Below are 25784 nucleotides of genomic sequence, written 5' to 3' on the forward strand. Positions count from 1 at the left end.
TTAGCAGATTGAAGCTTCTGGCGTCGCTATGGCTTCGGGAAGAAACTCCTGCACGATGTTCGGTCAGCAACAAAGAACGCGACTTCGTTGCCTTTCGCTATCGCCATTTCACCTTTTCCCGAAGACGCAGTCGCATGCCCATCAACTGGCTTTTTTCCCAGCAATGAACTAGTATCTAGTAGCAACTTTAGCCCAGAAAGCTCCAGAGATAGTGGGGATCAGACGTGTCGGAAAAAGGACGCATTGAGACTACAGAAGAACCTAAGTCTGGCCGCGAGATAGACGACATCACAGCGGCCTTTCTCCGTATCAAACGGGATCGATTCATCTCAGGGCGTGAGGTGGCACTCAAAAGCATGAGTGCCGAAGAGTGGGGAGAACTCGCTCCAAGGAAAGTCTAAATCGCCGCCTCATCCAAGGAATGCTCTTATTGTTCGTTTTGCAGAGGCCTAGCGAATTTTGATCCTATTGCTCAGTCGTATTGCGAGCCACGGCATCGGTGATGCTGCTATTTGAGATGTGCACGAAGGGCCAATGGCATTCCCAAATCCGCCCCCCAAAATCCCCTCTGCCCTACCTAGAATCCGGTGTCTCAATCAGGGTGGATTAGCCTCGCCCCGTCCGAAAAGACCTGTTTCCATTTGATGGTCGAATACGACTTTCTTAGGCCAGTCGACCAAAATGGATCTTCATGCACCAGTTTATCCACTTCGACGTCGGAACCTGCTTCAACGATCCATAACCCATCGCGTCCTTGTCGGTCTGTATCGGACAGTGGGCCAGCAGCCTCAATTTTATCCGCGTTTCGCTCGAGGAAATCGAGGTGCTTCGCCATATGCGTTTTGCGGATGTCAGGGTCCGCGTCTGGCGCGTCTTCGAACAGTATAATGAATTTCATGTCTCGCCTCCTTAAAGTCACCTGCAAACAAGACTGCCACATCAAATACGAAGGTTGAGTTAGTAGTTTGGGCGATCTACTCTGCAAAAATGCAGGGCCATGATTGGAACGATCTCAAATATCTATTGGCGCTTCACCGCGAGGGAAAGCTCACACAAGCAGGCCGGACTCTCGGTGTCAGCGAAACTACAGTCGCCCGTAGGATTAAGACGCTTGAACAATCGCTAGGAACCACTTTGTTCTTGCGTAGTGCCAGTGGACGGTACGAGCCAACTGACGCCGCGCTGCACATCCTAACTCATGCGGAAACTATCGAGGCAAGTAACGCGGCACTTAGAGAAGTGTCAGGCGAGAGCGCAAATGGTGCCTCGGGGAGCGTTCGCATAAGCTCAGTGCCAATCATTGTGAATCGTCTTCTTGTCCCTGGCCTTGCTGCTTTGGAGCGTTTGCATCCAAGCCTCACTGTTGAGTTGGTTCCGACTTCATTCAACTTGGATCTGTCCAAACGGGAGGCGGATCTTGCAGTGCGCTTTGCCCGTCCGTCGGAGGGAGGTTTGCGAACCAAAGCGCAAAAACTGGGGGAGCTATCATTCGCGGCCTACGCGGCAAGCTTCATCTCACCGGATCAACATGCAGAGTTGAGGTGGATCACCTATGACGAAGCACATTTGGATCTGCCGCAAGCGCGTTGGCTTGAAAGCGCAGCAAAGTCTTCCGGACTGCGCGCCAATCTGAAGGTCGTGGATGCCGAGACAGGGATGCAGGCCGTGGCAGAAGGGATTGGGAAGGCGCTTTTGCCACGTGCAATTGCAGCTGGCGACGCGCGACTTCGAGAAGTCGAACAAGAAGGTGACGCAAAGTACCCAACCAGGGAAGTCTGGTTGTTGTCGCATGTTGACCAGACCTCAAGACTATCAATCAAGGCAGTCAAAGCTTGGTTGTCCAGTCTGGATTGGGTTTAAAATGCGATATGAAGGTGGCCATCTAATTGCGGCACAGATTGGGTCTTTTGAGGCTGCTCCAAACCAATCTTCGCACTTGGCTCAATCAGCCGTTCATCGAATGGTACTCGATTAGGTGATGCTTACCTTTCGGACGCGGAGCAGTAGAAAAAGAGGCGTCACGCGTGTGTCTGCGACCTCTGGATACTTCTTTGCTGTTTCCTCGTCGGCGACTGGTTCATGAAGGCTCTCAATTTGAAACCCGGCTTCGTGTATCATGCCCACCCAATCGCTGAGTGTACGGTGAAATCTTGGAACTTCGAACGGCGCATAGCGGCCCCGTTCTTCCTCAGGTGCCGCTCCAAAACTCCAGGTTTCAACGTCCCCGTTTGTTCGATGGAAATAGTCGGCAACTTCGATGGCGTAAACCTCACCCTCGGAGTTGCGCAAGGTCCTGCGCTTTGGTGGTACAAAACAAGGATGCAGTATAGAAAATTGCAAAAATCCTCCCCTGACCAGGACCCGGTGCGCTTCTTTCAGGGCCTTAGTCTGATCCGGCATGTCCATGAAGGACATGAACGCGACGGCAAAATCGAAACACTCGTCGGGGAATTCTAGATGTGCCGCGTTACCGATCAAATACTCGACGCCCTGCGGATCTTGCCTTTCAGCGGCACGTGCGGCCTCAATGAACGAAGGTGCGATGTCGATAGCCGACATCCGCGCACCACGTATTGCAATCTGACGAGTGTTCGTACCTTCGCCACAGCCCAAATCGATACCCTTCAAGCCTCCCACATCTGGAAGCATTTGAAGAAAGGCGGGCGTGTTTAAAGCATCTCGATAGACATCGTATCCGGCTCGACTGAGCGCAATCCACGCAGGCGCATTCTTCTCCCAGTAGGCTCCTACTTCTGAGGACAGCATAAAAACTCCTTTCTTCAATGTCGGGTTCTGGATTCTTGAAATTGTATGTTGACCTATCCGTCGAGTTGATTGTTTCAAAAACGCTAAATCACCTGCAAGTGACTTTGTTGCACAAATGGTTTGAGGGATTCACTGTTTGAATCCAGCGTGGTAGCTGGCGTGCATGAGCAGTTGGTCCCCTACGACGTACAAGACCAGGAACTGGCCTTCGTACAACACGGCGTTGAAGCAGCGTGGTTCCCTGTCGATCTGGTTTGATCCTGAGATGCCCTGGCATGCGGCTCCGACGGGCAAGCGCGGGCGTCAGCCTGAGTTCAGCGACGCGGCGATCCAGGTTTGTCTCACGATGAAGGTGCTTTTTGGCATGCCCCTTCGACAGACGGCAGGGTTCGTTGAAAGCCTATTGCGGCTCGCAGGGCTGGACTGGCAAGTTCCGGATTTCAGCACCCTATGCCGCCGTCAGAAGACGTTGAGCGTCGCCATCCCTTACCGTGGCGGGTCGGGCCCGCTCCATCTGCTGATCGACGCGACCGGGATCAAAGCGGAAGGTGAAGGAGAGTGGAACGCTCGCAAACATGGCGGGCCAAAGAAGCGCCTTTGGCGCAAGCTCCACCTCGGTATGGACGAGGAAACACTGGAGATCCGTGCGATCGGTGTCACCACAAGCAATGTCGGCGATGCCCCAATGCTGCCTGACCTGTTGGAGCAGATCCCGTCCGATCAGGAGATTGCCACCGTCACAGCTGATGGCGCCTACGATACTCGAAGATGTCACAATGTGATTGCCGCTCGGGGTGCCGCAGCCGTCATCCCGCCGCGTAAAAATGCCCAACTTTGGAAGCCAACCACGGCGGGGGCCGTGGCACGAAACGAAGCTGTGAGAGCTTGCAAATATCTCGGGCGGGCACTCTGGCGAAAGTTGACCGGATATCACCGCCGGAGCCGCGCAGAAACAAAAATGCACTGCGTCAAACTGCTTGGCCAAGGCCTCATGGCGAGAGACTTCGAGCGGCAAGTCGCTGAGCTTCAGATCCGGATCGCGGTGCTCAACCGCTACACCGCTCTTGGCATTCCCGTCACAGAGCCCGTAGGATAAGTCCGCCCGGGGAAAGGGGAAGTCCACCCTTCAACCGATTTGTGCAACAAAGCCAAAGAGACATGCAAAAGCGCGGACATGTATTCCGGTGCATAGTCTTCGTTCGGAATGACGTTTATCAGCACTTGATGGCCAATTCGCCCGACTACGGCAAAGAAATGCGCGCCACATTGGACTGGAATGACCCCGATCTTCTTCGAGAGCTACTACGGCTTCGGCTTGTTTCTAATCTGGATGACGATTTTGAAGATGCGAGTTTTGCTGACATTTGGGCTGCGATTTCCATCTCTCATGTCTTTGGAGAGGAGTCGTCCAGCTTCCTGATAGATCGGTCGCTGATGCGGCCTCGCAATGTACTGAAGTTGCTGAGTCATGCGCGGGCGTTTGCTGTTAACTTCCGCAAGGACAAGATCGATCAAGAAGATTATTTCAAAGGCCTTAAGGCATACTCACAGGACCTACTCGTTGAATTGGATCGTGAACTTAGCGACGTGTTTCCTGAAGCCAAGGAGTTGCTTTACTACTTCTTGGACAGCAATTCCAAGCTAGACAAAGACCAACTACTTTCAATTGTACTCGAAGCTGGTATCCCTCAAGACAAGTTTGAAGCCATTCGTGACTTCCTGCTATATCACGGGGTACTGGGCCTCTCTCTGGACGAGAAGGACCAGTACATTTTTGATGTGGGATACGATCTAAAACAGATTCTTATCCGCCTAAAACGCCTGGGTGATGATGCTCGTTTCGTGTTAAACCCGGCCTTCGCTCCGGCTCTCGAAATCAAGGATCAAATGTTTGACCAACAAGCCGCTCTTCCAATTTGAGCATTGAGTTTACATGACGCTCTCCAAAATTTAAGTCTTTAGGTACTAGCTTTGCAAAACTTGTGACTTGCTTAGCCCAAAGCAGTAATGCTCCCCATAGATGGATATCGGGTTAACTAAAGCTTCGATGGATCTGGGTCTTGGCAACAGGGTCCTAGCTTTTCATTTTGCCGACACCGCGAAGGTCTAGTCAGAGGGACATGAGAGGTGTCCGTCCGGTGAAGCCGATCAGCTGCTATTGGGCGGCGCTTGCCGCATAATTCCAGGGCATAAGTTCATCGATGCGATTGATCTTGTGATCGGCGATGCGTGCCAATACCCAGGTCAGCCAGGCTTGCGGATCGACGCCATTAAGTTTTGCGGTTTCGATCAGGGTGAATGCAATGGCCATGGCTTTGCCGCCGCCTTCTGATCCGGCAAACATCCAGTTCTTGCGTCCGATGGCGACGGGTTTGACGGCGCGCTCGGCTGAGTTGTTGTCGAGTTCCAGGCAGCCACTATCCAGAAAACCTCGTGCTTTCGGCAGGCGACCCAATGCATAGCGGATTGCTTTCGCCAGTGGCGATTTGCCGGAGATCCTGGGCAATTGATCGTGCAGCCATTGCTCCAGTTCGTCGAAGACGGGCTTGGCTTTGTGCTGTCGCAAGGCGACACGCTCTTCCGGGAGTTTACCCCGTGCCTCTTTTTCCACGGCATAGAGCTTCGCGATCCTGCGGATGGCTTCTTCGGCGACTGAAGACCCCTGTGCGGAAAAGACATCAACGAATTTGCGGCGGACATGCGCCATGCAGGCCATCTCGCAGGCTTTGCTCTCTCCAAACAACCCGTTGAAGCCGGAATAGCCATCGGCATGAATCCAGCCCTTGTATCCTGACAGATGGTTGGTGGGGTGCTCACCCTTCCGGTCGATTGTAAATTGATACCAGGAACAAGGTGGAGATTGACCAGACCACGGTCGTTCATCCCGAACATAGGTCCAGACCCTTGCGGTTTTGGTCTTCTTCTGACCGGGTGCCTGCATCTTGACGGGCGTGTCATCGGCAAAAACGGCCTCGCCCTGACGCACCATGCGTCCGATGGCGACTGCCAGTGGCTCCAGCAGGGCCGTGGATCTGCCCACCCAATCCGCCATGGTTGAGCGTTCCAGCTCAACGCCATCACGGGCGTAGATCTGAGACTGGCGATAGAGTGGCAGGTGGTCCGCATACTTCGAGACCAGCACATGCGCCAGCAGGCCCGGTCCCGGCCGCCCGCGCTCGATAGGACGTGAGGGCAGCGGGGATTGGATGATGGCTTCGCAGTCTGAACAGGCTTTACGGGGCCGGACGATCCGGTTCACGACAAACCGGCCAGGGACGTATTCCAGTTCCTCGGTCACATCTTCGCCCAGAGTTTTGAGGGCGCCACCACAGTGCCCGCATTCCTCTCCCGGCGACAGAACCTCTTCATGCCGATCCAGGTGATCAGGCAACGGTTTGCGGCTGTGCTGGCGGGGTTGTTTGTCTTGTTCGGGTTCAGGCGTTGGGCCGGCTTGCGCTTGGGCAGACGCTCCAATCTGCTCGTCTTCTTCGAAGGTCAGATTCAGCTGATCGAGGCTCTCCGATGTTGAGCCGAACCGATGCCGGTTATGACCCGCCAGTTGGTGCTGGAGCTTCTCGATCAGCAACGCCTGCGACTTGACCTCGGCTGCCAGCAGCGCATTCGCACGGCGCAGTTCGTCAGGGTCATCGGACCCGATATCGAGGTCATTCAGCATCGCCGATCCTATACAGGATCAGCGGGACCAGGTGAATCCAGAAAGAGATCAAAGTCCTGTGTTTATTGACTTATCCGGTGCTGAGTGGACGCCAAGTCTTTTGCGGCATCCGCCAGTCGATCCCTTCCAATAACATCGACAACTGCGCAGGCGTCACGCTGATCTTGCCATCCTTTGCAGCGGGCCACACGAACCGGCCTTTCTCCAAACGCTTGGAGAACAGACACGCTCCTTGCTGATCCCACCAGATGATCTTCAGCAGATCGCCACGACGGCCGCGGAAGACAAACAGATGGCCGGAATAAGGGTCTTCTATCAGAACCTTCTCGGCCTGTGCTGCCAGCGTGTTGAACCCCCGCCGCATGTCCGTGACACCTGCTGACAACCAAACACGTGTGTTGCTCGGCACCGGGATCAAGAGATGATCCCTTTGAGAAGCCGTGCCAGAACCTCGGGATCAAACCCGGCCTCGGCGCTGATCTTATGCCCCCCGGACAGTTCAATCTCGATCCGGCCGGAAGGAGTTGCCGCAGGCGTCGGCTCTATAGTGGCAGGCGTCAGGTCAAACTCCCCCGGCATCTCGGAACCAAGCTCGACCGGCAAGAATACAGGCTCCGCCGCGACGTCGATCACATCCGGCGCAAACCGAGAATCCTTAAGCCATTTGAAAATCAGATTGGCATTCACAGCGTAGCGCCGGGCAACCTGAGCTACAGAAACACCCGGCATCGACGCCTGCCCGCAAATCTCGCGCTTCTCCTCATCCGACCAATACCGCTTCTTTCGCCCGCTCATAGAGTGCCTCATGGTGTCCACTATCAATGGTGGACACTTAGACCCCCTATACCGAACCCGTTAGGTCGGCTTCACCGGACGGACACCATGAGAGCTGCATTATTACTCATGAAGAATTGACCACTTTGTGTCGGCCGCCCAACTTTGCAAAGTCCTCTTACTGAGCATCTCTGACGTTCTAGTGCCGGCATACTGCTTGGTGGCGAATTGGAGCTTTGTGTCCCGCATAGCAGAAGTTTAGTGACGAGTTGTGTATGTCGGGTTAGCGCAGCAAGCAGACGCTGCAAATCCGCAAGGTCTACCTGTAGTTCATAGCGAGCGTGACCCAGACCCGGCCTTTATCATCGCGCTTGAAGATGAAGCGCAATTTCAGTTGAGCAGAAATTTGTTTTGTGCTGTGCACCAAAGATTTACTCTTGCAATGACCTCTCTTAGTGTCGCGAAAAAAGTTGCCGCATATAGAATTGCGGATTTTTGAAAGGTATTCTTCCGAGTATGAGCAGCCGCAATGACCAACAAAATTGATATTGAACGTCGATTTGCCCCGACAGAAGAAAAGCAGCTCAGTGACCCAGACTATCTTTCGTATTTCGGCGATCTGCCTCACGGCGTCAAAAAATGGTCAGACTTGTTAATGACGAGCCCCGTCGTTGTGCTGGGCGAAGGACGTATAGGGAAGACCTTCGAGTTCGTGTCGCAAGTTGAGCAACTGAAATCGCAGGATCAGTTCGCGTTTTTTGTGCCGTTAGAGCGCTTACATGATGAGAACTTGGATGAAGCACTAGAGCCGAAGGATGTCGAACTTTTCAATGCATGGAAAAGCTCGGCAAGTTCCATAGGGTATTTTTTTCTGGACGCTCTGGACGAGTTGAAACTTCGTGAAGGCACTCTACGCAAAGCCCTCAGGAAGCTACAGGATGCTGTTGAACCTCATTTTGGGCGTGTCAATGTTATCTTATCTTGTCGCCCCGCTGATTGGAAAACCACAGTAGATCAACATTCCTTAAAAGCCTTCTGCGTCTCAAGGAATGAAAGCCGCCCAGAAGTCATTGCAGATCCAGAAGCAGCTTTTCTTGCCGTTGTTTCAAGAGAGGAAGCAGATGCTGAAGAGAAAGACCCAGCGGAACCGGAATTCGGTGGTGTGGATCGAAGTCAAGTCAAAATCGTTTCCATTTTACCGCTGAGCAAGAACGAAGTACGTGATTTTGCAAAGCTCTACTCTCCAAAATGTGCGGAGGAATTTTGCAATCACCTTGAAACCAATGATCTTTGGCATCTTCACCGTCTGCCAGCAGAGATTATGGACACTCTTGATCAGTTACAGGCGGGCCAGCCGCTGGGACAGCTAGAAGAACAAGTTCGGTTCGGCATTCAAGAAAAGCTTGGGGAGATAGAAGAAAATAAGCGTCGATCCTTAAGTTTAGACAAAGCCGTAGCAGGAGCCGAGCGGATCGCACTTGCATTGTTCCTCCTCAAACGTCGCAGCCTTAAGACTGAGAAAAACAATGATCCTGAGACCTTGGACGTAAACGACGTTCTCACTGATTGGCAACCCCACGAGCAGGAGGAACTGATTGGGAAGGCATTGTTTGACCCAAGCGGCGTAGGGGCAGTTCGCTTTCACCATAGGTCATCCCAAGAGTACTTAGCCGCCAGAAGGTTGCTCTACCTACGTGAGCAAGGCCTGCCAATCCGAGAGTTTTTTGAGCTACTATTCAGCAACATCGGCGTGGAGCAGGTTGTTAAGCCTAGTATAGCGCCGATAACGGCTTGGCTATCACTGTGGCTTCCCGATGTTCGTCAACAGGTGTTGGGCCTCGAGCCAACCCTTCTTTTTCGACAAGGGTTACCCAGTGCTTTGCCACTTGGTTTGAAGGCTGAGATTCTAAGGGCATACGTCAAACAGTATTCGAACAAGGACTGGTGCCGCACAGGTGTTGATGCAGAAAACCTGCGACGAATTGCAGATAGCAATCTAGCTCCGGTGGTGCGGGAGCTTTGGGTGGAGGGCTACACCGGGCACGACAGCCGAGAGATTTTGCTGGATTTAATTTATGCGGCTCCGATTTCGGGTTGCGCCGCTCTCGCACTTGAGGCCGCTTTGGATTCAGAAATCGGGCCCGTTCACCAAACCTACGGAGCTTGGGGCGTTCTGGATGGCGGTACGGACGAACAAAAGCAGGTGCTAGCTAATGCTTTGCTGCAAGGCCATTTGTCAGAGCGGGTTACAAGGAACATACTACCACGATTGGTCCCGCAGCAAATCAGCATAGATGAAGCCTTTGCTCATATTGAGGGCATGGTGGAGATACCAAATTCAGTTCATGGATTGAATTATACGATTTATCAAATTTCAAAGAACGCAGAGGTTTCACGTTCGGATCAGATTTCATTGCGTAGCCACTTAGCCGATGCCATTTGGCAAACACGCCGCGCCGATTGCAGAATGTATCAGGCCCATTCGGAAAAAGATCACTATCACGATGGTCTCATTGCTACGTGCGCTGCATCAATACCTACTACAGGCGAGAATTCCCAAATCTGGGCGCGTGCGGTTGCAATAGCAATGCACTTCGGTGAACGACGGGAGAGCATCATCGCAAAAGAGGAGACAAAGGCAGTCTGGGGTGCTCTGGGTGAGAAACCCGAACTTCGCGAGAGCTTATTTTGGGCATGCCTCGAAATGTCGGACGAACTTGAGGGGCACGAGGATGACTGGCCGAGATTCATTCGATCAGTCTCGGAAAGCAGAAGATCAATTCGATTGGATGCCAGCGACTCAGAATGGCTTCTTCCAGCTATCGAAAACGATGCGCCCGAAAACCAGCGAGGCGTAGCATTTGAAGCAGTTAAGTACTTTTTTGATCTGAGAACAAATGCGGATTTAGCGCAATCAGTTTCGCAGAGAATTCAAGATAAGCCCTCATGGCTTGAAACCTTGCATCATATTTTGAACCCACCGCCACGCGAGCCAGATGAATACGACCTTGAGTGGCAAGCTCGAGCTGACGAACGCAAGAAGCATGAAGCAAAGCGTATAGATGATTGGGTAGCTTGGAGGAACGAAGTCCTTGCTGATCCTGACTTCCTGATGGGTGGAGACCGGCGGCTTGGCATTCTTTATGATGCCCATAAAGTGATCAGTCAGGGTGTCGAGCGTGACAGTCACTGGGGTCTGTGGGATGACCAATTCATTGCCAACACCTTTAGCGAACAGTTCCTTGAACGTTACCGTGCGGAGTTGTCCAAGTTCTGGCGCGAAACCGAAGTCTTGTTGCCGAGTGAACGCGATGCCAGCGAGCGCAATACCATTTATAACAAATACCTCCTAGCTCTGGCAGCTGTGAAGGCAGAGGCAGAAATTTCAGGTTGGGAATCCCGGCTTACACACGAGGAGGCTATCCAAGCTTCGCGCATTGCTTGCTTGGAACTCAACGGATTTGGTAGCTATTATGTTGAACTCGACAGAACACATCCAGATGCGATGGCACAAGTCATCGTCGAAGAGTGTCTGGCGCAACTGAGTCAGTTGAATGAAACAGGTCGCGCGAGCATGTTTCATGACATTTACTATCACGGAACGGACAACATGAAATCTGCCTTTGCAGCTTATGTTGCTCCACAGCTGGACACTACACCGCTGGATGACATTTCGGGCGTACGCGACGCCTTAGACTACGCTGTCCGTATTGTTTCTACGCATGGCTCGGACGAAGAAAAGCAGGTCGTAACGAATGCGTTGCAGTCCGAATTGCCCGGTGACGAAGACTGGCCAAGTGGCTTCAAGATTTCCCTACTTGCAACCTTGAATCCTGAAATTGGGTGTCAGGCAATTTTGGATGAAACATGCGATCTAGACGACAGCTCTCAGCGTTCCGAAGCTGTGGCAATTTTTGCATCCGTGTTTGGTGACAGGCATGATCGGAAAATACCAAATCTGAACTCTGTTCCTGCCGAACGCCGGGTGCCGTTGCTTCGTGACCTCATATTGCGCGCATACCAAGCCGTTCGCCGCGACGAGGACGTAAGCCACGATGGTGTCTTTTCGCCTGGGATACGCGATAACGCTCAAGATGCGCGATCCTTCTTGTTTGATACCTTGCTCGAAGTAAGAAACCCAGCTGTCCTATCGGTACTTCATGAACTCGCCGACAGGCCAGAATTCTCCCATATGCCTGATCGTCTTCGCCAAATGTCCTATGAGATCGCTGCACAAATCTGCGATGACACACCTTATCCGCTGCCTGCGTTTCAAGCACTAGACCGTGAGAACGCATTTATTCCCTACGACAACAGATCATTGTTTACAGCAATGATGGGGCGGCTCGATGCATTTGAACACGACATCCTGCATGCGGAGGATCGTCCGATTGAAGCGCTACGCTTGTTGGACCAAGAAACAGATTTGCGCTCGTTCATTTCAAATTGGCTTCGAGGGCGAGACCGGGGTGTGTTTGACTTTACGCAAGAGGCAGTGGTCGCGGATGAAAATCGTACGGACTTAAGGCTCCATCCAAAATCCCTGCAAGAATATGCAACGGTGGAGCTAAAGCGCGAGACTTGGAGTATTTCTGAGTTTGAAACCGCCCTTCACGATCAGCTTGTCGGTCAATATCTTCAACACGAAAGATGTAAGGTAGGATGCCTCCTTATTTGCCAGCGAGTCCAAAAGCAGTGGCGAAACCCTGAAGGTGGACCGATGTGGGGACTACAAGAAGTTGTCATTCATCTTCAAACACAGGCTAATGAATTGATGTCGCAACACCCGGAATTACACCTTTCGATAAAAGGCATCGATTACTCTTAGTTCTTGTTAACAAGCTGACAAGCTCGAAGACCCGTCTTACATGTTGGGTTCCAGGCCGTGCGTCGTCGCAGCCAATGGGCACTTTCCACCCGCTCTGCGGGACAAGCCGCTATAACCGCCCACAAAATCTATGTCCGCTTTGGGCTGCGATCTGTAGCCTACGTGGTATGCAGCAGCCTACCCAGAAAGGGCGCGGATCAACTTTCTAAGTACCTCTTCCAGCCCGGGTTTGGAAATACGCACTTCTTTTCTTCTGGAAATGGCTGGAAGTGTAACCCTTAACGTGCCTACATCATCAAAGCGTAGTTGCCGACTTTTTAAAGACCCATTCTCCAAAAAGTCTATGAGGACATTCAATTCGTTTTCCACCAAAACATCGCTAAGTTTTCCAATCAGGTTGGTAGTACAATGGCTCTCTGCGGGTTTAAACTGTTCGCCGAACATGGACGCAGATAGCAACGGCAGATTGGATATCTTGCGGAAGTTGTTGTTTTGGTTCAGCAAGTTTTTCACTCGACGCTGGAGCAACTGAACCTTATATCGAACCTGATTGTCGTTGATTGCCCCGAGCTCATCATCGCTCAGAAATGCCACACTCGTGCTGGGCGGATGCCTCACATTAGGTTGAACTGATTTTCGTCCTGAAGAATCTTCTATGATCCTTTGAACCTCAGCGTATTTCTCGACAATTCGACGCTGAGGTCGATATGTTCTTTTGCCAGTCGTTGCATCAATCTCAGAATTTGAGAAACTAGCCGCTGAAATTGCTAGCCCCGAATTCGTAGCAAGCCAACTTCTGACGCTTTTTACAGTGACGACACCACCAGCTTCCAACAAAGAATTGCACGCCTTGTCTATTAGATAAAGTCTGTCAGCGAGGTCTGCACGGGCGTCTTTAGCAAGCGCCTCAGTGAATTTCTGAGCTTGCATTAGCATTTGATTTTTCAATTGCCTTCCCATTTTTTCCTCCGGAGTGAGGCAGGCGACGCGCCTGTTAAAAAAATGCGCATAGAATAACCTGGCTTTACTGGTTGATTTTTCTCTTGCGGTTGCTGCGTTACAAAGAGCGACCTTCCAAGGTTCATGATTTTGACCTTGCTAGTGCGGATGCCATAGGCAGGCATCAAGGGACACGGGCACTACAATTTCGCACTTGGGTATTGAGCTGGACACGTGATGTTTGATGTTTTCCGTCCCTCATTCAGTCTGAATGGTCCTCGATGCTTAAGGTGGCCTTCTTGATTTCGACTTGAATATCTCGGTGCTCAAATCCAAGTTCTTGGAGAGTTTGCGCCCCGCTGATCAGAAGTTCTGTTTCGCAGGCTCCTACTTTGCGCAGTAGCCACTCGCTCGCGGCATCTGCCGCGCGCTTCTTTTGTTCCTTCGTCAATGTCATCATCGACAAAGGAGTTAGGGAGTTGTGATACAATATCGCGTCTATGTACCTTTCCCTTTCAAGCTCGAAACCTTCATCTCTAAGGATTGGGTAAATTCTGCTACCTTGCAGAACAGAGTCGATGAGTTCGAACCTGGTCCCCTCCCTGTATTCACCAAACCTGAATGGAGTTTCTGACACGAGTATTGGAAGGTCTTGATCGTCTGTTGAAGACTGAAGCTTCTTGATGCCTTCAATTAGCCTGTCAGCCGCATGCATAGTATTGAGCATGAAATCCAGGTTTTCTGCATCCCTTTCCACAGTAGATTCAAGCTGTGAAATGGCTCTGTTCAGCTCCAAAGGTACAGCGGCTATTCCTTTTGACTTACAAATTCTGGCACGCTCGGTTTCCAAAGAATCTAGATGCTCAGAGTCGTCATTGTGTTTTTGGCTCAAAGATTGGGAATCGGCCGATAACTTCTGCTGGTGAAGGACAAGTGGTACAAGCCATGGTTCTCCAGTTATGAAGTGTCGGCACCTTAGACAGTTTTTTGCACCACCTGGAACGGCTTCAGTTCTGCCGTTTCCCAAATCAATCCCATCGCCACACCTTGACCCGGCAAACGGGCAGATGCCAAGACCTGTGTCATGAAACAATTCGGTCTGTATTTTTCCTTCTGCCACCTTTTCTAAAGTGTAACTTTCGTTCGCTACTGCCAATTTGCTGGCCTGCTGAAAGTTCATCTCCCGTAGGTGTCGAACAAATTCCTTAGAAGCATTGGCTTCAATTCTTAAACGTGCTTCGTCCAGCAAATCAGTTACGTGAGAGCTCGTGTACTTCAGGTAGTATATCGTCATCAGTATCGAGGCGTGACCTGCGACCAGCTTCGAGAGAATTTCAATAGGCACACCAGCTTCTGCGAAAGCGGTAAGCCCAGAAACCCTCAACCCGTGTACAGGGTAAAATGTAGTCGCCGGCCCTCCCGAAGTATTTCGGGATTTAATAATAATCGTTTCGTCACCCCGATCTCTTAGACGCTTCTCTAACTCGTCCATTAGAAGGCGCCAGAAGCTATAAATACGGTTGTCGGTAGGCGGGGAAACACGATTTTCGGCCCCATTCATGTCACGAAACAAGTAAAACCGATCCGGAATTTGTTCGACGACCTTTTGCGGCGGAGCATCCGCCCCCATAGAAGACATAACATCGGAGTAGGGTGTTGGGACGGGCAGTGGATTGTGTTTTTCCTGCCAACGCCGAAGCTCATCGAATATTTTAATCATCGGCGTGTATTTCCATGGGACGTAGTATCCCGACATTTCGCCAAAGCCATGCTGCCTATCTGAAGTTTTGTTCGTTGAAACGTAGAAGCAGAAATCATTGTGCTCCGAATTGAGAATCCCGCGGGCTTTCCGCTTCGCCGTAATTTCGTTTTCCCAGTAGCTTGCGCCGGCTGAGCGGTTTTTCACCCAAGTATCGGACTTGACGTTGTAACGAAGCGCATCACCTTCGCCGGAATCCAGGCACTTTACTTGTATCTTTCTCCAGGGCAGTTCAGTCAAAGTATAGATTAGGTATGCGACGACGGGATTCCAAACCTGCTTAGCGTTGCCGTTCACGTTGATTGTGACGTAGTCTGCTTGCTGTAATTTTGGCCACGCCCAATTGTCTTCAGTAAGTATCTGTTGAACTATTTTGACGAGCCGCCTGGGTAGGAAAGCAGATGTAGTCTGTGTGGGTTTGCCAGCAGAAACTGCCTTCGCCCTGTTTTCAAATTGCTTTTTTTCTAAGTTCGTCAACAAGGCATGGCCGTAACTTATCCGATCTTCTCCTTCGACAACGACCATATTTTCTTCGATGAACCAGTCCACCATGTCTGTCATGTAGTTAACTATTGGAACCATTTTGCCCATAAGGGTTCCACCGCCACATTTGACTACATGATCGACCCAACTGGGCGAGGTGCGAGGGGAAGACAAAAATACTTCTGGATCGCTTCGCGCTTCGTCAGGGTAGAAATCCAACCAAGAAGCAAAGTTCAAAAACGCGTTGTTACTGTACTTAGTGGTCTTGGCCAGTCTTGGGCCCGAACGATATTCAGTCAGAATCTCCACCCATTTTACTAAGTTCGGCGGAGGGTTAGTTATTGATTCAATTGATTTTCCAGTTTTGCGCCCGACCGCCGCGCGGCGTTTCACCTTTACAGGCTTGTCGTAGCCGCAGCTCGTCGGAAAGTTGGCGTTTAGGTATTCGGCTAACTTAGAGAACCCTCGCTTGTGCTGCTCATTGAAATTGAGAGTAGACTTCCACTGGGTGTCGGGGTTTTTGAATTGAAGAACAAAATTTGTCCAAAACTCTTCTGAGATGCCAGAAATGGAAGAAAGCGTGGTGGAGAAAAACAGAGAATGCAAAATACGACGTACGTACGGGTGAGTAGTTCTCGGAAGGTCAGTTTGGTGTAAATAGGATTTAACTCTATCAAAGTCTGCCGGAAATACATCGACGGTATCCGCGAAAATCTTAGATGCTCGTGCGTTTTTACGTGCAACGTCAAAGGCAAATCTGAGAGGAAATAAGATGCTACCATTGCCGGCGATACTTAGTATTTCTACAACCAGGGATGGGTCAGCGGTAGTTTCGAATTGTTTTGTCAGTGCGACAATCTTGCCAACAGTAGCGCCATCGAGTTTCCCATGTTGCAAGCAATGAAAATTGCTGATGGAATCGTTGATAAGACATCCATTGACTTCGATTACCGCCATCTACCGATGCTCCTTCAATTTGCAATTGACTAGTGGCCGTTTCAATTTGGGCTTGGGCTAAGTGCTTGAAACTCAGTTTTGGCTTTGCTTAGAGCTGCATTCACCATTTCCCATTCGGGCTCGGTGTAAACTCGCTGGCTTTCGATATGACGGTGGTGCATTGCCTTCTTGATCGCCTGTGGAACAATACCGGCGTTCTCAAGCGTTTGAGCATATGCATGTCGTAGTGCGTGGGGAGTCGTGCCAAATTTTTTCCCTCGTGGAATGGGTTCCCCAAATCTTGCTTCAATACGTCTTAGGGCACGCTCCCAAGCTCGTTCGAAAGCTGAGTATGAATAGGGATTTCCAATACACGACTGTCCCGAAGAGTGATCTTCTCCTTTGGCGACAAACAGAAATGGGTGCTGACATTCACCTCTAGCAAACCGTATAGCAACAAGTCTGCGCCGATAGTCCAAGTAGGCGTTGTAATAGGAAGAAAACAGTTCTTCGAGCGAGGTATGGAAAAAGAATGCTTCAGTCTGGTTCGTGCTTGGATCCAAGTCCAAATTTTTCCAATATGCTCGCAGTGATTTCTCAGCAGCTTCTTTTCGCGGTGGTAATCCCAACCTATCGAGGAACTGGCGCCTAGTTCCTGTCTCACCAACAAGGAAGGTTTCTGCTTGATCAGGATGGCGCAGCATAGGAACGCAGCGCTCTTCTTCACCAAAGGTAAGATAAACCACGTCGTTGAACCAGAGTTGCAATGGTTCGGACAACCTTAGGCCTGCACCCATTAGTAGTAGAAAGATCATTTTTGCCGTAACGTCTTCGCGGTCGAAGAGGTTTTCGGCAGACTCGTTCTTTACAAATCCAACTTCCAGCATTCTGGCGATTAGCTGGGAGTCCATTCGTTTTACAGTTCTTTGCCCAGAAGCAAGTTTATCGATCCCCAATGACTCCCGTGATGATCTGCGTAGTTTCTCTGCCTCCTTGTCATCGTTTTTTAGGTGTCTCAAAAAGCACTTTTCGTGCCGCCTTCTAGCACCAACTAAAAATCGCACCAACTCGCCGTCATTCCGAGGCTTGGAAGAAAATGACCGTGCTAATTGATTGAGGGGGTGGGCATCCCCTGGGTCGCGTAAATTGTCTAGGATTGCGTCGACAAAATGATCCAAGTGCCGAGCTAGTTCACAAACGACCTTGGGTGACATCGGCGCCCAAAATAATCCTGTCTTGTCGACACCGTCGTGTTGGATTGTCCCTCTCTGGACCGCCCGAATGAATGCTTGCACGCAGCTGAGTGGACGTTTCGGACGCTACTACTACCGTTGAACTCATAGACAGAGCAAAAGTCGAAGAAGAGACCGATTGCTCTTGCAGATCGGCGCTTCCATCCGAGGCTCTTGTTCTGGTTGTCTGCAAAGTAATCTAATAGCGGTCGGAACACTCTTGGGTTTGTCTCATCAAAAAGCCAAAGAACGGGCGTGATTGGGTGAGATTTGTTCTCTGGTTTGTGGATCAGCACCGCGTGGTGTCTGCCTGAGATCTGATCAATGTTTTTCAATTCACTTACCCTGCCAGTTTGACTTTCAGCTCGATAGGATTTCTCCTATTAGCCGAGCATAGGCGTGAATTTCTGTCAACCAATTGTTTTTAAAGAATAATAAAGAATAGATTTGGGGAAATATTGTCGATTTGCGGTTTTCCAAGAATAGATAGAAGGACTATCCTTGTGTCTGCGACTACCCGCCAAGTAAGAAATTGGGTCGATGAAGTTGGTGATTCGTTTGAAGAGACTCCGTCGGTTTCCCCATTGCCTTGCGATGCTGTTCCTTTTGAGTCGTTTACGAAGACGAATTTTCAAGTGCGTACCTAAGTATTCAGAGAAGAAACTAGATTTGGGCGCACTGGGCAAAATGCGAGGAGGCTCACTTTGCACGCAGGTCGCATCCGGCCTGCTTCGCTTGAGCTACGCGGGGCTCCGCTCAGCAGGCCTACAATCGAATGTTGCTTCATCAGTTCTATGATTTCGAAAAGAAGTTCTGAAATTGGTGATTTGGTAGAGGGGGTGGATTAAAAATAATAATCGGGAAAATTCTGGCTCGGAATAGGAAAAATCAGAGTAATGGTGGGAAGTGGTGACTTCGTTTAGGGGGTAATTTGAGCAGCTGACTTCTAATCAGCAGGTTGAGGGTTCGAGTCCTTCAGGGATCGCCATTTCAAAATTAAGACCCAACGTACATGCAGCAAGCGCGGGCATATTGCTTAAGCGCGCTTGGCTTGTTGTGTTTTGGGGGATCTGAGGGGCTGGGTGAGGGGGTCAGGCCAGCCCCTCATGAGGGGGTCGTTGAGTGGTAGTGTGTTCCAGTAAGCCCAATTTAGCCCACGTTAACGATTCAATAAATTGGGGGTTTCCCGTAGTTGCTGAAATTATGTGCCTCAAGCCACCGTTTCATGGGGCGCTGTTAGGGGCCGCAACCGCTTCACCTGCCCGCGTGGGGGGCGATGGGTTGCGGAGCATCAAAGGACCCGAACAGCGGGTTTGAAGTTGTTTTTGACGTTAACGTGAGTGTTCTATGAAATATTTCTTGCAACCGGTTGCAAAGATACTCATTGTTAGGGCAAACAGGGATTCGGGAGAATTGCATGCTCAAGGTCGGACTGCTTGGTGCTGGTCGCATCGGACGCGTTCATGCGCAGGCGATTTCGGCTCATCCGCAAAGCAGGCTTTGCGCGATCTCTGACGCGTTACCCGAAGCAGCCGCTAACCTTGCCGATGCGCATGATTCCGTAGCGCGCAGTTCGGATGAGATCATCGCGGACCCCGATATTGATGCGATTCTGATCGCGACGCCGACGGATACGCATTCTGATTTGATTGAAGCCGCGACTCGGGCGGGGAAGGCGGTCTTGTGCGAAAAGCCTGTTGATCTGGACCTGCAGCGGGCCATGGCGTGTCAGGCCAACGTGGCGGGTCAGGGGCAGCCGGTCATGATCGGATTTAACCGCCGATTTGACCCCAGCTTTTCGGCAATGAAGGCTGCTGCGAATGCAGGAGAAATCGGCAAAATCGAGATGCTGTCGATCACCTCCTTTGATCCGGCACCGCCACCGGTAAGCTATATCAAGGTGTCAGGCGGCTTGTTTCGGGACATGATGATCCATGATTTTGATATGGCGAATTACCTGATGGGCGATGTGCCAACGGTCATCACTGCGGTTGGATCTTCGATTGTCGATCCGGAAATCGGTGATGCCGGAGATGTTGATACTGCAGTTGTCACAATGACTTATGCAGATGGCCGGATCGCGGTCATCAAAAATTCGCGTCGGGCTGCATATGGCTACGATCAGCGGATCGAGATGTTGGGGTCCAAAGGGTTGCTGCAGGCGCAGAACGTGCTGGAAAACACTGTGGTCAAATCGACGGCCGATGGCGTTGTCGGGGCGAAGCCGACCTACTTTTTCCTCGAACGCTATATGCCCGCTTATCAGGCCGAATGGGCCGCTTTTGTCGAGGCAACCCTGTCCGGCTCGGACGTGCCCGTGACGCTGGAAGATGGCGTTGCAGCGCTGGCGATGGCCGAGGCAGCGACGCGCTCAGCCTGGTCTGGCGGATCGGTGCGAATGGATGAAATTTTGAAACCGGTTGCAAAATGATCGGATTTCTTCAAACTGAACACAGCTCGGCCTTTGGTCGCAGCCACACAGATTCGGCGCTGCCGAATGATTGGGGCTGATACCCCGACACAAAACAGACTGTTCTAATGGGAGGAACTCAAATGAATAAGTTCGTAAAGGGCGCATTGGCCGCAGGGGCCTTGGCCTTGGCGACACCAGCGTTCGCACAGGAAATCGTGGTCGTATCACATGGCCAGGCTAATGATGCGTTCTGGAACGTCGTCAAAAACGGCGTTGAACAAGCCGGTAAGGACGTTGGAGTGAACGTCGAATACCGCGCACCCGAAACTTTTGACATGGTTGCCATGTCGCAGCTGATCGACGCTGCCGTGAATCAGGAGCCTGACGGTCTGATCGTCTCGATCCCGGATGCGGATGCGCTTGGCCCGTCAATCGAGCGCGCCGTGGCTGCGGGTATCCCTGTCATCTCGATCAACTCGGGATCGGGTGTATCTAAAGGGCTTGGCGCTTTGCTGCACGTCGGTCAGGATGAGTTCGACGCAGGTAAAGCTGCCGGTGAAGAACTGGCGTCGATGGGCGGATCAAATGCGATCTGTGTGAACCACGAAGTAGGCAACGTTGCGCTTGACCTGCGTTGTGAGGGCTTCGCAGAAGGCTTTGGCGGTAACGTGACCGTGCTGCCGACTTCGAACGATCCGTCAGAGATCGAATCGAAAGTGGCGGCGGCGATTGCATCTGATGAAAGCGTCGACACCGTCATGGCACTGGGTGCAAGCTCGGCCGGTGAACCTTCGGTTGCTGCCGTCAAAGGATCGGGCCGCGATATCAATGTCGCGTCATTCGACCTGTCAGCCAACTTCCTTCAGTCCATCGCAGATGGCGATGCGGCGTTTGCCATCGACCAGCAGCAGTACTTGCAGGGTTACCTAGCGGTGAACTTCATGGGCCTGCACGCCAAGTACGGCCTGATGCCGGGCGGTAATGTACCTTCGGGTCCGAACCTGATCACAGCCGACAAGGCGGCGCAGGTGATCGAGCTGTCGTCGCAAGGTATCCGCTGATCCGGAAGGGCAGCAAAACACAAGGGACGGCGCACTCGCGCCGTTCCAACTGAATTGGGAGGAAACAATGAGTGAGTCAGCTCAGGTCGCCGGCGACGAAAGGGTCAAGAAGGAACCTTTCCTAACCAAGCTCATGAAGCGCCCCGAACTTGGCGCAATTGCAGGCGCCATTCTGGTTTTCATCTTCTTTGCGATCACCGCAGACGAGGCGATGTTCACACTTGCCGGGGTCATGAACTTTATGACGCCTGCGGCACAGCTGGGTATTCTGGCAATCGGTGCGGCGCTGTTGATGATCGGAGGAGAGTTTGACCTGTCTATCGGCTCGATGGTTGCCTTCTCGGGCCTGTTCTTTGGGGTCTGCGTGGTGACTTGGCAGTTGCCTCTGATTCTCTCAATTCCAATGACGTTCGTGTTCGCGGCCATCGTAGGCGCGATCAACGGCAATATCGTGATCCGATCCGGTCTGCCCTCGTTTATCGTGACACTGGCGTTTCTTTTCATTCTCCGGGGCCTGTCTCTGGTCGGCCTGAAAATGGCAACGGGCGGGTCCACACAGCTGCGCGGTGTGCGCGATCAGGTTGAAAGCGACTGGCTTGCTCCGGTGTTTTCCGGTGAGGCATTCGGAAGTTTGTTCGCGTGGATGGCCGAGACTGGGATAATCGATACGTTCAAAAACGGCGCCCCCAAAGTTCCCGGTATTCCGGTTGAAATCCTGTGGTTCATCGTGATTACGCTAGCAGCGACTTATGTGTTGCTGCGGACCCCTGCCGGGAACTGGATTTTTGCATCCGGCGGCGACAAGGTTGCGGCATCGAATTCGGGCGTGCCCGTCGATCGGGTCAAGGTATCGCTGTTCATGCTGACCGCCTGCTGTGCCGCATTGGTCGCAATCATCACTGTGATGGATGCGGGCTCAACCGATGCGCGGCGCGGGTTCCAGAAGGAATTCGAAGCGATCATCGCGGCTGTGATCGGTGGTTGTCTGCTGACAGGTGGATATGGCTCGGCGATTGGCGCGTTCTTCGGCTCGATCATCTTCGGGATGGTGGTGATTGGTCTGACCTATACAGATTTCGATCAGGACTGGTTCCAGGTGTTCCTGGGTGCCATGCTGCTGATCGCTGTTCTGTTCAACAACGCGATCCGCAAACGCGTAACGGGGGAGCGTTGATATGACTGAAGATACCAAATTTCATCACGGCGATGCGGTTGGCGACGTGGCCCCCATTGTGCAAATGAAAGATATCGAAAAGCACTTTGGCAATATCATTGCATTGGCGGGCGTCAGCTTTAACGTCAAGCCTGGTGAATGCCACTGCCTGCTGGGCGACAACGGTGCGGGCAAGTCGACCTTTATCAAGACCATGTCCGGGGTGCATAAACCCACCAAGGGTGAGATCTATTTTGAGGGTCAGCCGCTGCATTTCGATACCCCTCGGGATGCGATGGAAGCCGGTATTGCAACCGTGTTTCAGGATCTGGCGATGATCCCGCTGATGAGCGTGACGCGGAATTTCTTCATGGGACGTGAACCCACCAAGGGCAAAGGGCTGCTGAAGCGGTTCGATGTCGATCACGCGAATGATGTCTGCATGGAAGAGATGCGCAAGATGGGCATTAACCTTCGTGGACCAGATCAGGCGGTAGGAACCTTGTCAGGCGGCGAGCGTCAAACGGTTGCCATTGCCCGCGCTGTGCATTTTGGCGCCAAGATCTTGATCCTGGATGAGCCGACTTCGGCCCTTGGTGTACGGCAGACATCTAATGTTCTGGCGACCATCGACAAGGTGCGCACCCACGGCATCGGCGTGGTTTTCATCAGCCACAACGTCCGCCATGCGCTGGCTGTTGGTGACCGCTTTACCGTTCTGAACCGGGGCAAAACCCTCGGCACGGCAAAACGCGGTGAGATTACCCCGGAAGAGCTGCAGGACCTGATGGCCGGTGGGCAGGAAATGGCACAGCTGGAAGGGTCGTTGGGCGGCACCGTCTGAACCGATTAAACTCAGGATGCTCTGCCGGATGAGGCGGAGCATTCTAAAACAGTGGCGCAGAACTGCTATACGCAAAACTGCATGTCACCAGATTTGAAACCTTTGAAAACATGAGACACGACGGACGGCCCATTTCGGGCTCCTGTTGAAAGGGATTATCATGACCAAGACAATCCGACTGACCGCAGCGCAGGCTCTGGTGCGCTATTTAGGCGCGCAGACGAACGAGGCCGGAGAGCCTTTTATCGCAGGTGTTTGGGCCATTTTCGGCCATGGCAACGTGGCGGGGCTGGGCGAGGCGCTGCATGGCGTGAAAGACAGTTTGCCCACCTATCGTGGGCACAATGAACAGACCATGGCGCATTGTGCGATTGCCTACGCCAAGCAGATGCGTCGGACGCGCGCGATGGCGGTCACGTCATCAATTGGTCCGGGGGCAACCAACATGGTCACGGCGGCTGCGCTGGCACATGTGAACCGCTTGCCGGTTTTGCTGTTGCCCGGGGATGTCTTCGCGACCCGTGGCCCAGATCCGGTCTTGCAGCAAATCGAAAGCTTTGGCGACGGGACCGTCAGCGCCAATGACTGTTTCAAGCCTGTCAGTCGGTATTTCGACCGAATTTCCCGCCCGGAGCATCTGCTGACTGCCCTGCCACGTGCCTTCCGGACGATGACGGACCCGGCCGATTGCGGGCCCGCTACGCTGGCCTTCTGTCAGGACGTTCAGGCGGAAGCTTATGACTATCCCGAAAGTTTCTTTGAATCGCGCGTTTGGTATCAGCGCCGTATTCGTCCGGATGAGGCGGAATTGGCCCGCGCAGTCGCCGCCATCAAGGCAGCCAAGCGACCGATCATCGTCGCCGGGGGTGGGGTGCATTATTCGGGTGCCACCGATGCGCTGCAAAGCTTTGCCGAGACGCACAACATCCCTGTGGCCGAAACACAGGCGGGCAAATCCGCCCTGGCCTGGGATCATCCGTTAAACCTTGGTCCCGTAGGCGTGACAGGTGGTGAGCCGTCCAATGCAGTCTGCGCCGAGGCTGATCTGGTATTGGGCGTTGGCACGCGGTTGCAGGATTTTACGACAGGTTCGTGGGGGCTGTTCTCGAACCCCCAACGCGAGATGATCTGTCTGAACACTGCCGCCTATGATGCCGAAAAGCACGGCGCGATGCCGCTGCAGTCCGACGCGCAGGTTGGTCTGAACGAACTGGGGCAAGGGCTGCAGGGTTATCGCGCCGACCCGGTGGCCGATACGCTCAAATCAGATTGGTTCGGCAAGGTTGATGCGCTGACCGATGCGCCGGGCGAGGGCAACGCTTTGCCGACCGATATGCAGGTGGTGGGCGCGGTTCAGCGGGCATCAAATGACGATACAGTTGTGATGTGTGCTGCGGGTACCATGCCCGGCGAGTTGCACAAGTTGTGGAAAGCACCGCGTCCGGGGGCCTATCACATGGAGTATGGGTTCAGCTGCATGGGGTATGAGATCGCCGGTGCCATGGGCATCAAGATGGCCCAGCCCGAGCGTGACGTGATCTGCTTTACCGGCGACGGCACATATATGATGGCGAACTCGGAAATGGCGTCGGCAGCGATGATGGGTGTGTCATTCACAGTGGTCATCACCGACAACCGTGGCTTCGGCTGCATCAACCGCCTGCAGATGGGAACTGGCGGGGCCGAGTTTAACAACCTGTTGGACCACACCGTGCATGACACGCCGTCGGCCATCGACTTTACCGCCCATGCGGCGGCGATGGGCGCGACCTCGGTCAAAGTCACCTCGATTGCGGAGTTGGAGGAGGCATTGACCAAACGTTCCGAGGTCAAAGGCCCGTATGTGGTGGTCATCGACACCGACCCGTACCCGTCGACTGAATATGGCGGTACATGGTGGGAAGTGGCGGTGCCCGAGGTCAGCACCCGCCCCGCAGTGAACGAAAAACGAGCGGCATATGAAGTCGCCATCAAGGAAAGAAACACGAAATGAGCGTGAAAATCGGGATCTCGCCGATCGCCTGGCAAAATGACGATCTGCCGGATCTGACGGCGGCCTATACCATGGAGCAGGCACTAAAAGAGGCGCGCGAGATTGGGTATACAGGCGTGGAGCGCGGCCAGCGGATGCCCGGCGATACCGCAGGTCTGCGCGCCTACCTTGAGGGCAATGATATCGCCCTCTGCGGTGGTTGGTGTTCAGGCGCGTCGCTGGTCAATGATTTCACGACCGAGCGCGATGCCGTGCGCGAGCAGGTAGAACAGTTTGTTGCGCTGAACAGCCCCTGCATCGTTTACGCAGAGTGTTCGAACACTATTCAGACGCAGGCCGGAACGCCGGTCAACGATCGTCCAAAACTGTCCAAAGACGAGGTGCTGGCCTACGCCGCAAGGATCACCGAACTGGCCAAATGGATGGGTGATCAGGGTATGCCGATGGCCTATCATCATCACATGGGCACGATCATCGAAAGCGAAGATGACGTGAACTGGCTGATGGAGGGGTCTGGCCCCGATGTGAACCTGTGCTTTGACGCGGGCCATCTGTTGTTTGGCGGTGGTGATGTCATGGCGACGCTGAACCGTTGGGGCGATCGTGTTCAGCACGTGCATTTCAAGGATATCCGCCCGGCGGTGGTGCAGGACACGCGCGAAAACAACCGTAGCTTTCTGGACGCCGTGATCGCGGGTGCCTTCACGGTACCTGGCGATGGCTGCATCGATTTTCAGGCCGTCGCCAATGCACTCAAGGCGATGGGCTATGACGGTTGGATCGTGGTCGAGGCCGAGCAAGACCCGGCCAAAGCGCCACCTTATGAATACTCAAAACTGGGCTACGACCACATTGTCGATGTCTGCGGACAGGCAGGATTGGAGATCAAAGCGTAACACCGCCCTTTTAGGGTATCACCTTGGCCAT

18 protein-coding genes and 1 tRNA gene are annotated in these 25784 nt (G+C 52.7%); 11 read left to right on the top strand and 8 right to left on the bottom strand.

Features of this window, described 5'->3' with window-relative positions:
• Positions 1 to 592: 592 nt before the first annotated feature.
• On the bottom strand, positions 593 to 898 hold the full coding sequence (locus D9K61_RS01935) for a YciI family protein (protein WP_120631580.1): 306 nt from the start codon (positions 896 to 898) through the stop codon (positions 593 to 595).
• Between the two features lie 89 nt (positions 899 to 987).
• Between D9K61_RS01935 and D9K61_RS27670 the strand changes: the two genes are divergently transcribed.
• Complete coding sequence (locus tag D9K61_RS27670; RefSeq protein WP_120631581.1) at positions 988 to 1860, top strand: LysR family transcriptional regulator; 873 nt, start codon at positions 988 to 990, stop codon at positions 1858 to 1860.
• A 111-nt stretch (positions 1861 to 1971) separates the two neighbouring features.
• Here D9K61_RS27670 and D9K61_RS01945 read toward each other — a convergent pair whose 3' ends face one another.
• Positions 1972 to 2844, bottom strand: coding sequence for a class I SAM-dependent methyltransferase (locus tag D9K61_RS01945; protein ID WP_216825737.1), 873 nt, complete (start codon positions 2842 to 2844; stop codon positions 1972 to 1974).
• Positions 2845 to 2929: 85 nt separating this feature from the next.
• On the opposite strand from D9K61_RS01945, the gene D9K61_RS01950 reads away from it, so the two are divergent.
• Positions 2930 to 3862 carry an IS5 family transposase gene (locus D9K61_RS01950; RefSeq protein WP_120631583.1) on the top strand — a complete coding sequence of 311 codons (933 nt, stop codon included), beginning with the start codon at positions 2930 to 2932 and terminating at the stop codon, positions 3860 to 3862.
• Positions 3863 to 3924: 62 nt separating this feature from the next.
• The gene (locus tag D9K61_RS01955; RefSeq protein WP_120631584.1) at positions 3925 to 4686 is read left to right on the top strand and encodes a P-loop ATPase, Sll1717 family; all 762 of its coding nucleotides are present in this window, start codon (positions 3925 to 3927) and stop codon (positions 4684 to 4686) included.
• Positions 4687 to 4921: 235 nt separating this feature from the next.
• On the opposite strand, the gene D9K61_RS01960 is transcribed toward D9K61_RS01955, so the two are convergent.
• From D9K61_RS01960 to D9K61_RS01970, 3 genes are all read right to left on the bottom strand, one after another.
• The gene (locus tag D9K61_RS01960) at positions 4922 to 6442 is read right to left on the bottom strand and encodes an IS66 family transposase (RefSeq protein WP_120631585.1); all 1521 of its coding nucleotides are present in this window, start codon (positions 6440 to 6442) and stop codon (positions 4922 to 4924) included.
• 70 nt (positions 6443 to 6512) lie between these two features.
• Positions 6513 to 6860 (bottom strand): IS66 family insertion sequence element accessory protein TnpB, encoded by a 348-nt coding sequence (gene tnpB, locus D9K61_RS01965; protein ID WP_120631586.1) that lies wholly within the window; start codon positions 6858 to 6860, stop codon positions 6513 to 6515.
• Positions 6857 to 7237: a transposase gene (locus D9K61_RS01970; protein ID WP_120631587.1), complete on the bottom strand. Its 381-nt coding sequence runs from the start codon at positions 7235 to 7237 to the stop codon at positions 6857 to 6859. The genes tnpB and D9K61_RS01970 overlap by 4 nt, the downstream gene beginning before the upstream one ends.
• A 508-nt stretch (positions 7238 to 7745) precedes the next feature.
• On the opposite strand from D9K61_RS01970, the gene D9K61_RS01975 reads away from it, so the two are divergent.
• Positions 7746 to 12044, top strand: a complete 4299-nt coding sequence (locus tag D9K61_RS01975) for a hypothetical protein (protein ID WP_120631588.1) — start codon at positions 7746 to 7748, stop codon at positions 12042 to 12044.
• A gap of 177 nt (positions 12045 to 12221) precedes the next feature.
• Here the strand turns inward: D9K61_RS01975 and D9K61_RS01980 are convergent, their stop codons facing one another.
• The 3 genes from D9K61_RS01980 to D9K61_RS01990 form a co-directional block, all read right to left on the bottom strand.
• Positions 12222 to 13004 (bottom strand): hypothetical protein, encoded by a 783-nt coding sequence (locus tag D9K61_RS01980; protein WP_120631589.1) that lies wholly within the window; start codon positions 13002 to 13004, stop codon positions 12222 to 12224.
• Positions 13005 to 13245: 241 nt separating this feature from the next.
• Positions 13246 to 16182, bottom strand: a complete 2937-nt coding sequence (locus D9K61_RS01985) for a VPA1269 family protein (protein WP_120631590.1) — start codon at positions 16180 to 16182, stop codon at positions 13246 to 13248.
• 41 nt (positions 16183 to 16223) lie between these two features.
• Entirely contained in the window at positions 16224 to 17048 is an 825-nt protein-coding gene (locus D9K61_RS01990) for a site-specific integrase (protein WP_162946708.1), read from the bottom strand.
• 1259 nt (positions 17049 to 18307) lie between these two features.
• Between D9K61_RS01990 and D9K61_RS26785 the strand changes: the two genes are divergently transcribed.
• The 7 genes from D9K61_RS26785 (at position 18308) to iolE (ending at position 25753) form a co-directional block, all read left to right on the top strand.
• Positions 18308 to 18381 (top strand) — tRNA-Arg (locus D9K61_RS26785).
• A 429-nt stretch (positions 18382 to 18810) separates the two neighbouring features.
• Positions 18811 to 19824, top strand: coding sequence for an inositol 2-dehydrogenase (gene iolG, locus D9K61_RS01995; RefSeq protein WP_120631592.1), 1014 nt, complete (start codon positions 18811 to 18813; stop codon positions 19822 to 19824).
• A 122-nt stretch (positions 19825 to 19946) separates the two neighbouring features.
• Positions 19947 to 20867: a sugar ABC transporter substrate-binding protein gene (locus D9K61_RS02000; RefSeq protein WP_120631593.1), complete on the top strand. Its 921-nt coding sequence runs from the start codon at positions 19947 to 19949 to the stop codon at positions 20865 to 20867.
• Between the two features lie 67 nt (positions 20868 to 20934).
• Complete coding sequence (locus D9K61_RS02005; RefSeq protein WP_120631594.1) at positions 20935 to 22041, top strand: ABC transporter permease; 1107 nt, start codon at positions 20935 to 20937, stop codon at positions 22039 to 22041.
• 1 nt (position 22042) lies between these two features.
• Entirely contained in the window at positions 22043 to 22864 is an 822-nt protein-coding gene (locus tag D9K61_RS02010) for an ATP-binding cassette domain-containing protein (RefSeq protein ID WP_120631595.1), read from the top strand.
• A 160-nt stretch (positions 22865 to 23024) separates the two neighbouring features.
• The gene (gene iolD, locus D9K61_RS02015; protein WP_120631596.1) at positions 23025 to 24857 is read left to right on the top strand and encodes a 3D-(3,5/4)-trihydroxycyclohexane-1,2-dione acylhydrolase (decyclizing); all 1833 of its coding nucleotides are present in this window, start codon (positions 23025 to 23027) and stop codon (positions 24855 to 24857) included.
• The gene (iolE, locus tag D9K61_RS02020; RefSeq protein ID WP_120631597.1) at positions 24854 to 25753 is read left to right on the top strand and encodes a myo-inosose-2 dehydratase; all 900 of its coding nucleotides are present in this window, start codon (positions 24854 to 24856) and stop codon (positions 25751 to 25753) included. The genes iolD and iolE overlap by 4 nt, the downstream gene beginning before the upstream one ends.
• Positions 25754 to 25784 lie beyond the last annotated feature (31 nt).

This window comes from Ruegeria sp. EL01 (assembly GCF_900313035.1).
Classification (GTDB): Bacteria; Pseudomonadota; Alphaproteobacteria; order Rhodobacterales; family Rhodobacteraceae; genus Ruegeria.

What these genes read in the sequence shown, in the direction of transcription:
- iolE (WP_120631597.1), top strand. Translation starts at nt 24,854, where the DNA reads ATGAGCGTGAAAATCGGGATCTCGCCGATCGCCTGGCAAAATGACGAT.
- D9K61_RS01980 (WP_120631589.1), bottom strand. Translation starts at nt 13,004, where the DNA reads ATGGGAAGGCAATTGAAAAATCAAATGCTAATGCAAGCTCAGAAATTC.
- D9K61_RS01975 (WP_120631588.1), top strand. Translation starts at nt 7,746, where the DNA reads ATGACCAACAAAATTGATATTGAACGTCGATTTGCCCCGACAGAAGAA.
- D9K61_RS01955 (WP_120631584.1), top strand. Translation starts at nt 3,925, where the DNA reads ATGCAAAAGCGCGGACATGTATTCCGGTGCATAGTCTTCGTTCGGAAT.
- iolD (WP_120631596.1), top strand. Translation starts at nt 23,025, where the DNA reads ATGACCAAGACAATCCGACTGACCGCAGCGCAGGCTCTGGTGCGCTAT.
- D9K61_RS01985 (WP_120631590.1), bottom strand. Translation starts at nt 16,182, where the DNA reads ATGGCGGTAATCGAAGTCAATGGATGTCTTATCAACGATTCCATCAGC.
- D9K61_RS01990 (WP_162946708.1), bottom strand. Translation starts at nt 17,048, where the DNA reads ATGCTGGAAGTTGGATTTGTAAAGAACGAGTCTGCCGAAAACCTCTTC.
- D9K61_RS02005 (WP_120631594.1), top strand. Translation starts at nt 20,935, where the DNA reads ATGAGTGAGTCAGCTCAGGTCGCCGGCGACGAAAGGGTCAAGAAGGAA.
- D9K61_RS01970 (WP_120631587.1), bottom strand. Translation starts at nt 7,237, where the DNA reads ATGAGCGGGCGAAAGAAGCGGTATTGGTCGGATGAGGAGAAGCGCGAG.
- iolG (WP_120631592.1), top strand. Translation starts at nt 18,811, where the DNA reads ATGCTCAAGGTCGGACTGCTTGGTGCTGGTCGCATCGGACGCGTTCAT.
- D9K61_RS02000 (WP_120631593.1), top strand. Translation starts at nt 19,947, where the DNA reads ATGAATAAGTTCGTAAAGGGCGCATTGGCCGCAGGGGCCTTGGCCTTG.
- D9K61_RS02010 (WP_120631595.1), top strand. Translation starts at nt 22,043, where the DNA reads ATGACTGAAGATACCAAATTTCATCACGGCGATGCGGTTGGCGACGTG.
- D9K61_RS27670 (WP_120631581.1), top strand. Translation starts at nt 988, where the DNA reads ATGCAGGGCCATGATTGGAACGATCTCAAATATCTATTGGCGCTTCAC.
- D9K61_RS01935 (WP_120631580.1), bottom strand. Translation starts at nt 898, where the DNA reads ATGAAATTCATTATACTGTTCGAAGACGCGCCAGACGCGGACCCTGAC.
- D9K61_RS01960 (WP_120631585.1), bottom strand. Translation starts at nt 6,442, where the DNA reads ATGCTGAATGACCTCGATATCGGGTCCGATGACCCTGACGAACTGCGC.
- D9K61_RS01950 (WP_120631583.1), top strand. Translation starts at nt 2,930, where the DNA reads ATGAGCAGTTGGTCCCCTACGACGTACAAGACCAGGAACTGGCCTTCG.